The following is a 16,018-nucleotide window of genomic DNA, read 5'->3' on the forward strand; positions in this document are numbered from 1 at the left end:
GTAACTTACATGGTGAAGAGATGACGTCTCCGGCGGAGGAAGAGAACGAGGTTGAAGGAACCGGCGCTGAAGACGCATCCGGTCCCGGCCGGCGTTTGACCGATGCCGAGTTTGCCGAGATCCGGGAGCTCTATGAGCTCGGCAAGGCCGGGCTGAGCGAGCTCGCCACCACCTACAAGATCTCGCGCCAGACGCTCTCCCGGCGTTTCAAGGATGTCGGCGCTAAGAAGGGCTCGCGGGCCCATGAGCTGGCTGCTGCGGCCAAGAAGGCCGCGGTCGCGGCGACGGGTGTTTCCGCCGGCGCCACCATCGAGCGCTTCGCCGACCGGCGCGCCGAGTGGATCGAAGAGACCCGGATGAACGGCTACCAGGCGCTCAAGGAAGCGCGCCTGATCGGCCGCAAGATCATGTCGGAGAACCTGCGCGCGACGCCTCCGCGGCCGATGGCGCATATCGACGACGATCTGAAGGCGCTCGCCCGCTACAACAAGCTGCTGATCGACAACATCGCCGCCAGCATCGAGCTGCTGCAGGCCAACGACCATGTCGATGAGACCACGCTGCCCTCGCTGTCGATCGAGGATCTCACCGACGACGACATCCTCGAGCACCACAAGAACATCGGCGCGCTCCCCGAGGATGCGACGGTCGCCGACATGCTCGCGGAGAATGATGAGGATGGCGAGGAGGGCTCGCCGTGAGGAGCGGGCTCTCGCTGAAGCTGCACAAGCTCCAGAAGCTGGTCCTGCGCGATCCCCGGCGCTTCCGGGTGATCGTCGCCGGCCGGCGCTGGGGCAAGACGCAGCTCTCCAAGATCTCCCTGATCCGCTTCGCCACCGAAAAGCAGAAGCAGCTGGTCTGGTATGTGGCGCCGACCTATCAGATGGCGCGCGACATTCTCTGGGACGACCTGAAGGCGTCGATCCCGGCCCAGTGGGTCCTGAAGATCCACGAGACCCGTATGGTCATCTGGCTGATCAACGGCTCGCGCATCCATCTCAAGGGGGCCGACAAGCCCGACACGCTGCGCGGCGTCGGCCTGAACTTCCTCGTCATGGACGAGGCCCAGGACGTCAAGCAGGAGACCTGGGAGCTGGTGCTGCGCCCCACGCTCGCCAGCACCGGCGGCCGGGCGCTGTTCATCGCCACCCCGAAGAACTTCAACTGGCTCCACGCCATCTATGTGCTCGGTCAGCGCGGCGCCATCGTCGAGGATGAGCGCGGGCGCCGGGTGCCCAATGACTGGAAGAGCTGGCAGTTCCCGACCATCACCTCGCCCTTCATCCCGAAGAGCGAGATCCGTCAGGCCCGGCGCGACATGGATCCGCGCTCCTTCCGCCAGGAGTTCGAGGCGAGCTTCGAGACCATGTCCGGCCGGGTCTATTACCCGTTCGAGCGCGGCGAGCATGTGGGCGACTATCCCTACAATCCGGCGCTACCGATCTATGTCGGCATGGACTTCAACATCGACCCGATGTCGATGATCATCATCCAGGAGCAGCACAATGGCGAGATCTGGGTGGTGGATGAGGCGGTGCTGCCGGGCTCCAACACCCAGGAAGCGGCCGACGAGCTCGGCCGGCGCTACTGGAAGCGGATGAACGCACTCTCGATCTATCCCGATCCGGCCGGCAACAATCGCAACCATGACCGTGGCGAGTCCTCGCTCGACATTCTGCGCGAGGCCGGCTTCCGCAACATCTACTACAAGCGCAAGCATCCGCTGGTCATGGACCGGGTGAACGCCGTCAATCGCCTGCTGCGCACGGCCGAGGGTCAGGTCCGCCTGCGCGTCGATCGCAAGTGCCGCAAGTTCATCGATAGCCTCGAGCAGACCATCTACAAGGAAGGCTCGCGCGAGGTCGACAAGAGCAAGGGCACCGAGCACGCGGCGGACGCTTTCGGCTATTACGCTGACTTCCGGCACCCGGTGATCAAGCCGAAGATCCTCGGCATATCTCTTTGAGCTTGCTTATAAGTGAGCACATACTTATTATGACGGCTCTTTAGGCAGGGTGATTGAACAATGTCGGGTCCAGATCAGGATGTTCTGCGGGCGTTTTACGAGCGCCGGCACCCGGCCTATGCCGATCTTGTTCATCACTGGTATTTCCTCGAGGCGGCCTATCGCGGCGGCCGCGCCTGGTTCGAGACCAATATCTTCCGCTATTACAAGGAAGGCTCGAAGGAATTTAAGGCCCGTCTCGACCGGGCCTATCGCTTCAACCACACCCGCGAAGTCGTCGAGCTCGTCCAGAAATACCTGTTCAAGGCATCCGCCTCGCGCAATTCCGATGCGCCCCAGGTCATTGTGGATTTCTGGAAGAAGGCGACCCTGTCAGGGCTGCCGATCGACCAGCTGATGCGCTCGGCCTCCGTCGCCAACTCGATTGGCGGCCGCGTGGCCATCGTGGTGGACAACAACTTCGTCAATCAGGTCGAGGTCGCAGGGGAGGGCGGTCAGGTTCGCCGGCGCGCTCTGTCGATCGCCGAGGCCAAGCAGCAGAAGTTCTCGATCTACGCCTATCTCGTCGCCACCAAGGACATCCTGGACTATGCCTGGGATGAGGATGGCTCGGGCGGCCTGCTGTGGATCAAGCTGCGCGAGACCGTTCGCGACGACGCCGACCCGATCCATTCGAGCGGTGACCTGATCGACCGCGTCCGGCTGTGGACGCGCACCGACGTTACGCTGTTCGAGGAGCGTGACACCGGCCAGACCAAGATCGTCAACGGCCGCTCCGTGCCGGTGAAGACCATCAATGTGCTCGAGCATCGCCAGCACGATCTCGGCATGGTGCCGGTGGTGCTGGCCGATCACACGATCGGTGAGGATCCCTACCGGGTTCCCGGCCTGATCGATGACATCGCCTATCTGGACCGCGCCGTCGCCAATTATCTGTCCAACCTCGACGCCATCATCCAGGACCAGACCTTCTCGCAGCTGGCTATTCCCGCCCAGTCGCTGCTGCCGGGCGAAGACGCCTACAAGAAGATGCTGGAGATGGGCACCAAGCGGGTGTTCGTGTTCGACGCCTCCGCCGGCTCGGCGCGCCCGGAATATCTCTCGCCCGATCCCAAGCAGGCCGGCGTGATCCTCACGGTGATCAACAAGATCATCAACGAGATCTACCACACGATCGGACTCGCCGGAGAGCGCACGAAGGAAGACAACGCGGTTGGTATCGACAATTCGTCGGGCGTCGCCAAGGCGTATGACTTCGAGCGCGTCAACTCGCTGCTCCTGTCCAAGGCGCAGTCCTGCGAGTCGGTCGAGAACAAGCTGATCAACATCGTGCTTGCCTGGGCCGGCGAGGCGCCGCCCAAGGACAAGCTCGTCTCCTATCCCACCACGTTCGACGTGATGCGCCTGGTTGACGATCTCGTCACCGCCGAGGCGCTCGCCAAGCTCGCCGCGCCCGTGGAGGTCCGGCGCGAGCAGATGCGCGGTCTTGTCGACAAGCTGTTCCCGCAGCTGAAGGCGGACCTGCGCTCCAAGCTCGCCGCCGACATCGAGACCTGGCTCGACGACGCGGACATCGCTCTCACCCCTCCGACCAACTTCGGCAGCTCCAAGCCTGCTGCGTCACCCAATCGCCAGGGCGAGGTGACGGCTGACACCCCCTCGAAGACCAAGGGCGCCGCTTCCCGCAAGGCGTCCTGACCGACCAAGGCATACCGGATCGAGACACTGATCCATCACGACCGAAGCGCCCGAGATAATGGGCAAAGGAGAAGACCGATGATGAAGACTCGCATGACTGCGCTCGCGTCCACGCGCATGTTCTTTCCCGAGCTGCCCGGCATGCCGCGTGTGGCCTACGACAAGGATGATGGCGCCGGCGCCGGCGGTGATGCCAATGAGACGAATGCTGCCGCGGAAGCCGCCGCGGCTGAAGAGACCGCTGCTCGCGAGCTCGCCGAGGCTGAAGCCGCGGCCGAGGCGGCCGCCGAAGCGCTTGCCGCCGGCTCCGACACGTCGAAGGACGGCAAGGAGAAGGCCGCTCTCCTGCGCGAGGTGATGGACAAGAAGAGCAAGCTGAAGGACGCCGAAAAGCGCGCCACTGATGCCGCTGCCGCGCTCGCCGCCTATGGCGGCGTCGATCCGCAGAAGGTGCGCGACCTGATCAAGCGCGAAGAGGAGGCCGAGCGTGCGGCGGCCGAGGCCAAGGGCGACTTCGATCGCGTCAAGGCCATGATGATCGAGGAGCACAACAAGGAGAAGTCGACGCTTCAGTCCGAACTTGAGGCTGAGCGCGCCGCCCGCGCGGTCGATCAGAAGCGCATCGATGACCTGACCGTCGGCAATGACTTCGGCAACTCCAAGTTCATCCAGGAAAATCTGACCCTGACGCCGGCCAAGTCGCGCAAGCTCTACGGCGCCCATTTCGAGGTCGTCGACGGGCGCACCGTCGGCTACGACAAGCCGGCCGGCGCGAAGGATCGCACGATGCTCGTCAATGCAAAGGGCGATCCTCTGGGTTTCGATGAAGCATTCAAGCGGATCATCGACGCCGATCCGGAGAAGGAGACGCTGCTGAAGGCGAAGATCTCGCCCGGCGCGGGCTCTCGCTCGGAGAACCTGCTGAAGACTCCGGCCAAGAAGAGCGCCGATAACCTGTTCGGCATGGCCCGTCTTCGCGCTGCGTTGGACAACGACGTAGACTAGGCGAAGAATTATAGCGGGTTCGGTTCTGGGTTCGGATTTTTTTCCTTGCCATTCTGTCGCTCTTGGATAATAAGTGAGCACATACTTATTCTCCACGGGACAAGATAGGAACCGAACCCAATGCCGCTTCTCATGACCGAAGCCGCAAAGCTGGCGGAAGATGACCGGCAGCGCGGTATTATCGAAGAGCTGATCGACAAGGACGAGCTGTTCGCCCTTGTCCCGTTCGTCCGCTCCAAGGATGACGTCTACGCCTATGATCGTGAGAAGACCCTGCCGGGCGCGGGCTGGATCGATCCGTATGACGACATCGAGGAGAGCACCGCGACCTTCGAGCCCGTCACCGCGCGCATCAAGATTCTGGCTGGCCAGGTCGACATCGCCAACTTCATCTCCGAAGTGAAGTCCGACCTTTACGACCAGGTCGCCGTGCAGCTCGCTGCCAAGGCCAAGGGCGTCGGTCGCGACTTCCGTCAGGCTCTGGTGAACGGCGACAGTGCCGTCAATCCGAAGCAGTTCGACGGCCTGAAGAAGTTCGTGACCGCGGGTCAGACCCTGACCGCCGGCGCCAACGGCAACGCCCTGTCCTACTCCATGCTCGACGAGCTGAAGGACGCGGTGAAGCTCGGCGCGGACTGTCTGATGATGCGCCAGGGCACCTGGCGTGCGCTGCGCCAGCTCAATCGTCTTCAGGGCGGCAACACCGCCGACATGATGATGATCGAGAACTTCGGCGTCCCGGTGAAGGCGTATGATGGCACCCCGGTGATCATCAACGACTATATCGGCGCCGACGAGACGCAGGGCGACAACGACGCCACGACCTCGATCTACGCGCTGCGCCTGAATGAGGCCGATGGCTTCCACGGCCTCTATGCGGGCGACGCCGCCGGCATCCGGGTCGAGAAGGTCGGTCTGAACTTCGGCAAGGACAGCACCCGCTGGCGTCTGAAGTGGTATTGCGCCGCGGCGCTCAAGGCCACGCATGCGGTCGCCCGCCTCAAGGGCGTTACCAACATTTGATCTTGCACATAAGTATGTGCATACATAGTATGGGCGGGAGCAATCCCGCCCATTGCTGTTTGCGGACCTCTTTTCATGGACAACGAACCAATGAAGCATCTCAAGATCGTCGACGGCGCGTGGGCAGGCTATACCGGCATCCTCGGCCGGTTCGAGTTCGTCGAGGGCGTCTCGGTGCTGAAGCTGCATCGCTGCGACCGCGATCTCCTCGCTTCCGTCGCCAACTTCGTGGAGCTCGAGGACGACGGCGGTGAAACCCCGGCCGGCGTGACCCATCGTCTGGCCACAGAGGCGCAGCTTCGTGCGCCGGTCGCCGCGCCGCTTGCGCGGCAGACGGAGACTGACAAGAAGGCTGAGGCCATCATGGCCGCCGCCGCGGCCAACAAGGCCCCGACCGAGTTCCACACCAAGCCTGAGCTCGAGGCTGTGGCCGACAAGTCCGGCATCAAGGGTCTGCGCGCGATCGGTGACAAGTGGAACGTCAAGAGCCGCTCCATTCCGATCCTGATCGAGATGATCCTCGACGCCCAGGCCAAGTTCATCCTCAAGCGTGATCAGCGGATGCAGAGCGAACCGGCGCCGGCCACCGAGCCCGCTCCGGTGGAGACGCCCGCATCTGCGCCCGCTGCTGAAGTGGAGGAGGACTTCACCGAAGCCCAGATCGAGACGACCGAGGTGTCGCTCGAGGAGGCCGCGGCGACCGGCAATCTCGCCGCAGCGATCAGCGACGACGGTCAGGAGTGATCCATGAACGTCTATCCGGAGGATTATGAGGTTCGCCTGACCGTCGCCTTCACGGACCTGAACGGCGCGCCGGTGCTACCGAGCGCGATCCGCGCGGCTCTCTATGACGGCGAGGATCGGCTCCTGGTCGATTTCGGTGACCTGCCCTTCGACACCGAGCTCGGGCACAAGGAGATCGTCATCCCGGCGGCGTTCAATGCGCTGTCGGCCGGCGAGCTCTCCAGCCCGCGCATCCTCCGGGTTCAGATCGTCACGGCTGCCGGCATCATCCGGCGGCCCTTCTCCTATCTGATCGAAGGCGAGTTCCGGCTCGCGCTGCTCGAGAACACCTTCATCACCTATGAGGCGGCCGAACTGCTGGCGCGCGACATGGCCGACACCTCGGCCTGGGACAATGCCGAGCCCGATCGCCGCCAGGCCGCCCTGATCGAGGCGTTTCGCCGTCTCTCGGCTATCCCGCTGCGCTTTGCCCATGAAGATGAGCACGGCCGGATCATCGACGAGGAGGAGACCATCCTCATCAGCGGCGCCTGGGACAATATCAGCGAGGAGGAGTATTTCGGGTTCCCCGCGCGCTTCCGGCGTCTGCTGCGCACCGCCCAGCTGGTGGAGGCGATCGAACTGCTGGCCGGCGACACCACGGCGCGCAAGCATCGGGCCGGCATCGTGTCCGAGACGATCGGCGAAAGCTCCGTGCGGCTCCAGCCGGGCGCCGGCGGCGCCGTCGACTATGGCGTGTCGGCCCAGACCCTCTCCCACCTCAAGGGCTACGTCTATTACAGCTCGCGGATCTTCCGGGCATGATCGCCAACCGGCTGAGCGAGGAGGCCGAGCGCGCCGCCGAGCGCTACGCTCTGGTCACGAAGGAGTGGCAGCGCCTCTATGACGAAGCGCTCGGCGCCGACGACTTCGGTTCGGCCGCTCTTACGGCCCGCATCATGGCCGCGGCCTATCAGGTCAGCCTCCGGCACATCGCCGATGAGGATGCGCACATCGAAGGCGCTCTTAGCGCCATTGCCCAGAGCGCACGCGAGACGACGCTTTCACAGATCGCGAGCATCGAAGCGTCTGACCTGTCGGACGACGCCCTCGAGCACCTGGCGCAATCCCAGAGCTATCTCATCAACGAGATCGCAGCCCAGATGCAGCGCGATCTCGCGACGCTGCGTCAGAAGCTGCAGGCCGCGGCGCTCGCTGTTCGCGCGAGCGTTCGCACGCGGCGCATGAATGAGCGCATGGCGATGCTCGACTACCGGATGTCCTCCTTCGGCAAGCTGGAATTCACCTTCTACGACCGGCGCTCCTATCGCTGGATCTCGCGCAAGTTCGTTCGCACCGTTTGGCGTCACACGCTGCTCGCCGCCTACAACGAGATGGTCCTGATGACGGCTGCCGATCACGGCCATGCCGAGATCGCCGTGGTTACCGAGAGCGAGGGCGTTCTCCAGACCCAGGGTCAGGTGTCGCTGCGCGATGACGCGCTGGGCTACGCCGCGGCGTGCGAGCACTTCTTCCATCCGAACAGCACCTGTTTCCTGTCGATGGAGGCGGGCCATGTTTGAGCCCAACAATGTCGGCTGGCTCTCGCGCAAGATCGGCCGGAATGTCCATGCCCAGGTGACCTACGCGCCGCCGGTGAAGTGCCCCTTCGCGCCGGTGAACCTCAGCGTCGGTGCCCAGAAGACCTCGGTGCGCGCCGACAGCTCCGCCTCGCGCGGCGCCGCCGATGAAATGGCCGCCATGCGCGCCAAGATCCTCGTCGCCAATTTCGTGAAGATCGAGATCGGCGATCGCTTCGAGTTCGACGGTCAGACCTACCGCATCGAGACCAAGCACACCCGGCGCTCGGTCGCCGGCGTCATCGACCATTTCGAGTGCGATATGGAGCTGCTGCCGTGATCAAGATGAAGGTCACGGGCCTGGCGCCGGCGATCCTTCGTCTGCGCAACATCGCCGACACGGTGCCCTCGACCGCACGCAAGCAGATGACGCGCTCGGCCGAGCGCATCGTGAAGGTGGCCAAGATCCTGGTGCCTCGCGATACGGGTCTGCTGGAGGAGTCGATCCGGATCGAGAAGAGCTATGGCACGCGCGGCCGCCTGCAGATCGACATCGTCGCCGGCGGCACGGGCGAGGTGCTTCGCGGTGATGGCTACATCACTCTGGACCAGTATGCCTCCGTGGTTCATGAGCACTATGAGGACTGGGTCATTCGAACGAACGGCATGGGTCCGAATACGCTGGCCAAGCAGGCCGCGAACCCCGAGCACGTCATCGGCTCGAAATTCCTTGAGCGCGCGGCCGTGGCGGAAGAGCCGAAGCTCGAGCGCAACATCATCCAGTCCATTCTGCAGGTGACCGAGCAATGATCTTCGACATCCTTGAGCACAAGATCGCCGCCGCCGGCCTTGGCGTGCCAGGTGAAAGCCTGTTTCGCGGCACCATGCCGGCCGAATGCACGGTTGGCGTGCTCTTTCGCATGCCGCTCGAGGGCATCCCCGTCGATCCGCACATTGTCGGCTGGCACAAGCCGCGTCTGCAGGTGATCGTGCGCCACACCGACCCGGTCCAGGGCGAGGCGCTCGCCAACAAGGTCATCAAGACGCTGCTGGTCGAGCACCCGGAAGATCACCCGGCGACCGCGGAGCGGGGCAGGGCGCGCATCACGGTGTTCTACCCGGCCCAGCTGCCGATCCAGTTTCCGATGCTGGAAGGCAATGCCATCGAGTGGTCGCTGAACTTCCGCACGGCCTTTTCTGTCGAGCCGGCCTGGAAATAGCTACATACAGGTGTAGCTATTTGCGTGGACTTCCCACGGATGTTAAAGTATGTATGTGCATACTTTCTAATTCCGCTTCTACAGAGGATCTCCGTCCATGCCTTCGTCCGCCGAAAACGTTAAGCTCGGCGTCTGCAACGTTCTCTTCGACGGCCGCAACCTGGGCTATACCAAGGGCGGTGTCGAGGTGGAGGTGACGACGTCGACCCATCCCGTGACCGTCGACCAGACCGGCGAGACGCCGATCGGCGAGCTCGTCACCGGTCGTCAGGTCAAGGTGACCGCGCCGCTCGCCGAGACCACGCTCGACAATCTCGTGGCTGTGATGCCTGGCTCGACCCTGATCACCGACGGCGCTAAGGCGTCGGGCTCCGTGACCTTCAAGACCGCGGCCCCGGTCAATGGCGACAAGATCGTTCTGGCCAGCACCACGATCACCTTCAAGACCGTTCCCGCGGGTCCGTTCGATCTGCCGATTCCGGCGACCATCGGCGCTGCGGCCTCGGCGCTTGCTGATGTGATCAACGCCTCCAACCTGCCCTTCGTCGCCTCGGCAAATGCGGGGGTCACCACGATCACCGCCAAGACGCGCGGTGTGGCCGGCAACGTCGCCCTGGTTGCCACCTTCGTAACCGCGGCCAACGTCACGGCCGTGGCCCTGACCGGCGGTGTCGATGTCACCAAGGCACAGGTGAAGGTCTCGACCGGCGTGAACATCAACCTGCTGTCGGTGGCCAAGACTCTGGTCCTGCGCCCGATCGGCACCACGGGCGCTGACGACTTCACCGTCTACAAGGCCGCCTGCCCGGGCGCGATCAACTTCACCTACCAGCAGGACGCCGAGCGCATCTATTCGGCGGTCTTCACCGGCTACGCCGCCGACGACGGCGGTCTGTTCGCCGTCGGCGACGTGACCGCCACGGGCGCCTGACCTTTGGCCCTTCAGGGCTGATGCCAGTCAACGGCCGGCGCTCACGAACAGGGCGCCGGCCATTTTGTTCTCCACCAGCGGATCCATCATGACCAAGATCATCAACCTCGATGCCTTCGTGAAGCCGAGCCCCGTCACCCTCGACATTGACGGGGTCAAGCACCCCATGGCGACGGCCACCCTCGATACCTTTTTCGCCAATGCCAAGGATCTCGAGGATCTGAAGCTGGATGGCGGCCCGGTGAAGGAGCTCCAGGTCATGATCCGCATGATCAACCGCGCCTTCCCCTCGCTCACCGAAGCGCAGATCCGCTCCTGGAGCCTCGAGCAGCTGAACGGCATCGCCGAGATCGCCCGCACGGCCAGCGGCGAGGTCGTCGAGGAGGCGCCGGCGGCGGACCAGGTGGGAAAGGCCCCCAGCGCGAGCTGAAGTCCGCTGATCTCGGATTTCTGTTCGCCAAGGTCCTGCGGGAGTTCCGGCTCTCCTGGGACGAGATGATGGCGATGCCGGTGCGTCGCTTCTGGTTCCTCCTGAGCCAGATCGACCGACTCCGGGCGGAGGATGGCCTCGAACAGCTGGCGCTGCTGGCCGCCGTGACCAACGAGGAGGGCTACAAATCCCTTCACGGAAGTCTCGGGAAGCAGATCGGGGAGATCTACGTCTACGAGCCGATCCGCACTGGCGAGATCCAGATCGTGGGTGGTGTGGCGCTCACTGACGAGGGTCTTGATCCCAGCTTCGACCGCGCCGGGCTCATGGCGCTCAAACGGCGCATTCAGTCCGGCGGGTAATATCAGTATCTACATACTTACTTTGGTGCAGGGATAATGACGGCAATCCGCGTTGAACTCACGCTCGCAGACGGCTCGTTCGTTACGGGAATGCTGCGCGCTGGCCAGACGATGGCCGACTTCAACAAGCAGCTTCTCCTCACCAATCCTGCCCTGCAGAACCTGGCGGCCGCGAACGGCAACGTCGTTCGCACCATCAATCGTGCCGAGGTGGCCTCCAAGGGCTTCCTCGGCACTCTGCGCGACGTCTCGATCGTTGCCGGCCTGGTCTCGCTCGGCCTGTCTAAGGCATCCGGCGCTGCCAATGGCTGGCTCGGCGACATCGTGCGCGTCAATGCCGAGATGGAGCGCCTGACGTTCCAGATGCGCGGCATGTCGGACGCCGCCGATCCGATCAAGGACGCGGCCGACAGCGTGGCTTACCTGCGCGAGCAGGCCAAGCAGATGCCGTTCTCGCTGAAGACCATCACCAACGGCTTCGTGAAGCTGAAGGCCACGGGAACCGACCCGCTCGACGGCTCGCTCAAGGCGATCGCCGACGGTGTGGCTGCCTTCGGCGGCAGTGACGACGCCTTCAACCGGATCGTGCTGGGTATCTCCCAGATGTCCGGCAAGGGCGTCATCCAGATGGAAGAAATGCGCCAGCAGCTCGCGGAATCGATGCCGCGGGCGATGGAGCTGATGGCGCGCTCCATGGGCGTGTCCATGGGCGATCTGGTGACCGCTATCGGCTCGGGCACGGTCGCGGCAAAGCCCGCTCTCGAGGCATTCTACGCCGAGATCGAGCGCACCTTCGGCGGTCGCGCCAAGGCGATGATGATGACCTTCGACGGTCAGATCTCGCAGATGAAGACCTCGCTGCAGAACCTGGCGACAGGGGAGGGTGGTGGCGCCTTCTTCGCCCAGGTGAAGAACCAGCTGGTCGACCTGAACGACTTCCTCGCCGGCCCGGTCGCCCGGACGCTGGCGACGGATATGGGCAATGCGCTCGGCCGGATGATCGCCGGCCTGCGCGAGACGATCGATTTCGTCGTTACCTTCCGCGGCGAGATCGGCCGCACGGCTCAGGTGCTCGCTGCGGGTTTCGGCATCATGGCGGCGACGCGCGCGCTGGGCAGCCTGCGCCTGGCCCTGCAGGGCAACATCGCCGATCTGCGCATGTTCGCGACCAACTGGCGCTCGGCGGCGGCCGATATCGCCCTGGGCGCTTCCGGGCTGCGCAATATGTCGACCGCCTCCACAGGCGTGGGCGTCGCTCTGATGGGTGCGCGCGGGGCCATGGCTGCGCTGCTCACCGGTGCCGGCGCGATCATGCCCTGGATCACCGCGCTCGGCCTCGCGGTCTATGGAGCGTCCGAATATTTCGGCCTGATGTCGAACAAGGTCGACGACGCCTACGAGTCGCTGAAGAAGTATGGCGCCGAGAGCCGCCGTCAGGCCGAGACCGCAGTCTCCGACAAGCGCAAGGAGATCGAGGACAGGATCGGCGGCCTGCAGTCGCGGCTCCGCGATACCAACGACCCCAATTCCGGCCTTCTCCGGCGCTACTCGCCCGTAACGGTCGCCAAGATGCGGGCGGAGGTGGCGCAGCTGCTGGCCGACGCCCGCCAGGAGCTCTACGAGCTGGAGCGCTCGGCTCCCGACCTCATCGGTGATGCTGTCGAGCGCCAGGATGCCACGGCGCTGCGCCAGCTTCAGCGGCGCGCTGATGAGCGCCAGGCTGAAATCTCCCGTGAGTATGACGAGCGCGGCAAGGCACTTCAGGAGGAGATGCTCCGCGAGCGCGAGCTTGCGGTGAAGAACGGAACGGCGATCGTCGAGGTCGAGCGCGAGAACACCAGCAAGATCCTCGAAAACCGGCTCGACCGGAATAGCAAGATCCGCGAGTTCATCGCGCAGGAGACCGCCTACGCCAAGCGCGAGATGGAAACTGGCGACGTCGATCGCCAGCGCCAGATGCAGAAGTGGGTCAATCAGCTCGCGCAGATGGACACGACGGCCATCGCCGAGCGCAACGAGATCCTCAGCACCAAGCTCGGTATCCAGCACCTCGACAAGCTCCCCAGTGAGGAGAAGTCGATCGATCGCGGCCGCAAGCAGCTCGGTTCCCTCACGCAGGAGGTCGCCGGGCTCGAGGCCAAGCTGAAGGGCACGTCGTCCACCTTTGCCGAGCTCCAGGCGCGCATCTCGCGCGGCGACTTCGGCACGATCAAGGAAGGCGGCGAGGCCGTCCGGCAGATGCACGAGGAGATGCTCTCCCTCGCGCGTCAGTCCGACATTCTGAACAAGCTCGCCAAGGGGCAGTCGAAGGCTGACAACGACGTCCAGTCCGCGCGTATGAAGCTCCTCGAGGAGGAGATGGAGCTGCGTGAGAAGCTCGCCGGTCGGGATCTGACCGAGGGCGAGCGTATCCAGCTGCGGCTCGACAATGGCTATTACGAGGGCCTTGGCCCGACCGACAAGATCCAGCAGGCGCTGAGCGAGGTCATCACCTCCTTCACCGCGCAGGGCGAGCTTGCCAACCGCGTCGGCGAGGTGATCCGGTCGAATACCTTCGGCCAGCAGACGGTGCAGCGGGTCGATACGGTCACGGCAGCCCTGGCCCGCATGACGGCGGAGCTCGGCAACATCCAGAGTGGCCTGCTCGGCGCGAACTTCTCCCAGCTCGGTCGCGGCCTGTCGACCGACCTCATGACGGCCATGCAGGGCGGCATGACGCCGGCCATCGACAGCCTGTCGCAGGAAGTCGTCACCCGCATGCAGGTCGCCATGCAGCACCTGCAGGCGAAGGGGTGGTCGCGCACGGTCGCCTCCGGCATCGTCGGCAATCTGGTTGCCGAAAGCGGCATGAACCCGAATGCGATCGGGGATAATGGCAACGCCTTTGGCCTTGCCCAGTGGAACGACCGCGCCGACGAGATGAAGGCGTTCCTGACCGCACAGGGCAAGCAATGGAACGACTTCCTCGGCCAGCTGGACTTCGTGGATTACGAGCTGCGCAACAAGGAGCGCAAGGCCGCCGCCGTAGCCGGTCTGTCGGCCAATCCCGCCCAGGCTGCCAATGCCATCATGGACCATTACGAGCGCCCGGCCGACTGGGCGAAGATGGAGTCCATGGGACGCCGGCAGAGCGCCGCGCAGCGTGCCTACGACATGGCCGGCAGTGCCGTGCCGACCTTCAATGCCGCCGAGGTCCCTGGGCTTCGCACCTACAACGAGCTTCTCGAGAACCGCAAAAAGGCGACCGAGGGCATCCGCAAGGCTGCCGAGGAGCTGACCCAGCAGGAGCGCAACACCAATGAGCCGCTGCGCTATCAGGAAGCGCGCGTCGAGTTCCTGAAGGAAACCCAGGCCCAGATCGAGAATGTCGGCCAGGACGCCGACGAGCTCGGCCGGAACTTCGCGCGCCTGCAGAAGCAGGTCAGCGCCGGCAAGTTCGGCAAGAGCACCGATATCAACGCCGACGAATACAAGGACATCGTCGCGGCGGTGAAGGAGCTCGACGCGGTCGAGAAGACCCGCGCCGAGACCAAGCGCGCCCAGAGCGCCTCCGAGGAGCAGCTGAAGAAGCTCGAGGAGCAGCGCCTCGACATCAACCGGCAGCTCGCCGAGGCCCAGAAGCAGGCGCAGAACCCCGACTATCAGGGTGACACGGATCAGTATCGCCGGCTGAACCAGGAGCTTGAGAGCTACCTGGACAACGTCAAGCACGTCTACGGGCAGGACAGCGCCGCCTACCGGCAGGCGATGCAGGTCAAGCAGGGCATGCTCTCCGGCCAGCTTCAGCTGGAGACCACGCAGACGCTGGCCGCCTACAATCTGCGCACGCGCGAGTTTCAGGACTCGCTGCTGACCCAGACCCAGTTGCGCCAGGTCCAGATGGAGCGTGACTTTGCTCTCATCGACCAGTGGGCCGAGCGCATGCGCCGGGCCGGCATGAGCGAAGTCGATATTGTCCGCGAGGTCGAGGCGCAAAAGGGCAGTATTCGGGCCCAGTATGCCGCCCAGGCCAATCCGCTGCAGCGTCAGATGCGCGAATGGAGCGATATCCAGGGGCAGCTGGCGCAGCAGTCCACCCAGTGGATGGATAACCTCGCCGGTGGTGTCAGCGGCCTGATCATGGGCACGGGCGACCTGCGCACGGCGATCAACGGCATCATCCAGGATCTGTTGAATGTCAGCCTGAAGGGCATGCTGTCCAGCGTCGTCGGCAAGGGTGGATCGGGCAAGCTGCTCAACCTGTTCGAGGAGGGTGGCTACACCGGTGACGGCAATCGCTCGGCGCCGGCCGGTGTCGTGCACCGCGGCGAATATGTGATGCCGAAGAAGGTGGTCGAGCGCATCGGCCTCAAGAACCTCGAGGCGATGCACATGGGCGCACTCCGTGGCTACGCCTCTGGTGGCCTTGTCACCAGCGTTCCTGCTCCCCGCACGTCAAGCCTGGCAGCCCGGCCGACCGCTATGCCGGCTCTGGTGCCGGGCGCGAGCGGCGGCATGACGATCAACGCACCGATCACGGTCAATGGCAGCGCCGGGACGCCGGAGCAGAACAACGACCTCGCCAAGAAGATGGCCAAGCAGATGGAGAACACGATGCGCGGCGTTGTCGTGGACGAAATCCGCAAGCAGCAGCGGCCCGGCAACCTCTTCAACAACCGCGGTTTGTGAGAGAATAAATGTCCCTTCGCACCTTCAAGCCGCCGGTCGGACCCTCTCCGGGCACGGCCCACAAGCCGAAGATCAACCTCTACAAGGCCGAGTTCGGGGAGGGCTACACCCAGCCCACCCCGGCCGGCATCAACCACATCCGCAAGACCGTGGCGCTGCGCTGGGAGGCGCTGCTCGAAGACCAGATGCACGCCATCATCGACTTCTTCGAGCTGCACCAGGGCACACGCGCTTTCTATTTCGCGCCCTATGGCGAACGCTCGCCGCGCAAATGGACCTGCGAGGAGTGGGACGCCAAGACAGAGGATGGCATCTGGATGGTGACGGCCAACCTTGTTCAGTCCTTCACGCACGAGACCTGACCGTGAAGTAAGCAGGTGCTTATTTCGTCCTTGCTATATGTGAGCACATA

The 16,018-nt window shown here is 64.2% G+C and carries 16 protein-coding genes; all 16 read left to right on the forward strand.

Annotated features, from left to right (window positions below):
- The first annotated feature begins 20 nt into the window (after positions 1 to 20).
- The 16 genes from BLO63_RS19290 (at position 21) to BLO63_RS19365 (ending at position 15,968) form a co-directional block, all read left to right on the forward strand.
- Positions 21 to 701 (forward strand): helix-turn-helix domain-containing protein, encoded by a 681-nt coding sequence (locus BLO63_RS19290; protein WP_143007094.1) that lies wholly within the window; start codon positions 21 to 23, stop codon positions 699 to 701.
- Entirely contained in the window at positions 698 to 1,966 is a 1,269-nt protein-coding gene (locus BLO63_RS19295) for a phage terminase large subunit (protein ID WP_091444132.1), read from the forward strand. Before BLO63_RS19290 ends, BLO63_RS19295 begins: the two co-directional genes overlap by 4 nt.
- Before the next feature lie 60 nt (positions 1,967 to 2,026).
- On the forward strand, positions 2,027 to 3,664 hold the full coding sequence (locus BLO63_RS21220; protein ID WP_205409369.1) for a hypothetical protein: 1,638 nt from the start codon (positions 2,027 to 2,029) through the stop codon (positions 3,662 to 3,664).
- Between the two features lie 78 nt (positions 3,665 to 3,742).
- Positions 3,743 to 4,669: a DUF6651 domain-containing protein gene (locus BLO63_RS19305; RefSeq protein WP_091444134.1), complete on the forward strand. Its 927-nt coding sequence runs from the start codon at positions 3,743 to 3,745 to the stop codon at positions 4,667 to 4,669.
- A gap of 120 nt (positions 4,670 to 4,789) precedes the next feature.
- The gene (locus tag BLO63_RS19310) at positions 4,790 to 5,692 is read left to right on the forward strand and encodes a major capsid protein (RefSeq protein ID WP_091444136.1); all 903 of its coding nucleotides are present in this window, start codon (positions 4,790 to 4,792) and stop codon (positions 5,690 to 5,692) included.
- A gap of 90 nt (positions 5,693 to 5,782) precedes the next feature.
- A complete protein-coding gene (locus BLO63_RS19315) occupies positions 5,783 to 6,436 on the forward strand; it encodes a hypothetical protein (protein WP_091444138.1) in 654 nt (217 codons plus the stop codon).
- Positions 6,437 to 6,439: 3 nt separating this feature from the next.
- On the forward strand, positions 6,440 to 7,240 hold the full coding sequence (locus tag BLO63_RS19320; protein WP_091444141.1) for a hypothetical protein: 801 nt from the start codon (positions 6,440 to 6,442) through the stop codon (positions 7,238 to 7,240).
- Positions 7,237 to 7,998 (forward strand): hypothetical protein, encoded by a 762-nt coding sequence (locus BLO63_RS19325; RefSeq protein ID WP_091444144.1) that lies wholly within the window; start codon positions 7,237 to 7,239, stop codon positions 7,996 to 7,998. Before BLO63_RS19320 ends, BLO63_RS19325 begins: the two co-directional genes overlap by 4 nt.
- On the forward strand, positions 7,991 to 8,335 hold the full coding sequence (locus BLO63_RS19330) for a hypothetical protein (RefSeq protein WP_091444147.1): 345 nt from the start codon (positions 7,991 to 7,993) through the stop codon (positions 8,333 to 8,335). Before BLO63_RS19325 ends, BLO63_RS19330 begins: the two co-directional genes overlap by 8 nt.
- Entirely contained in the window at positions 8,332 to 8,805 is a 474-nt protein-coding gene (locus tag BLO63_RS19335; RefSeq protein ID WP_091444150.1) for an HK97 gp10 family phage protein, read from the forward strand. The genes BLO63_RS19330 and BLO63_RS19335 overlap by 4 nt, the downstream gene beginning before the upstream one ends.
- Positions 8,802 to 9,215 (forward strand): minor capsid protein, encoded by a 414-nt coding sequence (locus BLO63_RS19340; protein WP_091444153.1) that lies wholly within the window; start codon positions 8,802 to 8,804, stop codon positions 9,213 to 9,215. The genes BLO63_RS19335 and BLO63_RS19340 overlap by 4 nt, the downstream gene beginning before the upstream one ends.
- A 97-nt stretch (positions 9,216 to 9,312) precedes the next feature.
- Positions 9,313 to 10,146, forward strand: a complete 834-nt coding sequence (locus BLO63_RS19345; RefSeq protein WP_091444156.1) for a hypothetical protein — start codon at positions 9,313 to 9,315, stop codon at positions 10,144 to 10,146.
- 88 nt (positions 10,147 to 10,234) lie between these two features.
- Positions 10,235 to 10,576, forward strand: coding sequence for a hypothetical protein (locus BLO63_RS19350; protein WP_091444159.1), 342 nt, complete (start codon positions 10,235 to 10,237; stop codon positions 10,574 to 10,576).
- 68 nt (positions 10,577 to 10,644) lie between these two features.
- Positions 10,645 to 10,938 carry a hypothetical protein gene (locus BLO63_RS19355; protein WP_162841846.1) on the forward strand — a complete coding sequence of 98 codons (294 nt, stop codon included), beginning with the start codon at positions 10,645 to 10,647 and terminating at the stop codon, positions 10,936 to 10,938.
- Between the two features lie 324 nt (positions 10,939 to 11,262).
- Complete coding sequence (locus tag BLO63_RS19360; RefSeq protein WP_162841847.1) at positions 11,263 to 15,606, forward strand: phage tail tip lysozyme; 4,344 nt, start codon at positions 11,263 to 11,265, stop codon at positions 15,604 to 15,606.
- An 8-nt stretch (positions 15,607 to 15,614) separates the two neighbouring features.
- Positions 15,615 to 15,968, forward strand: coding sequence for a phage tail protein (locus BLO63_RS19365; RefSeq protein ID WP_091444166.1), 354 nt, complete (start codon positions 15,615 to 15,617; stop codon positions 15,966 to 15,968).
- Positions 15,969 to 16,018 lie beyond the last annotated feature (50 nt).

This window comes from Ancylobacter rudongensis (assembly GCF_900100155.1).
Classification (GTDB): Bacteria; Pseudomonadota; Alphaproteobacteria; order Rhizobiales; family Xanthobacteraceae; genus Ancylobacter; species Ancylobacter rudongensis.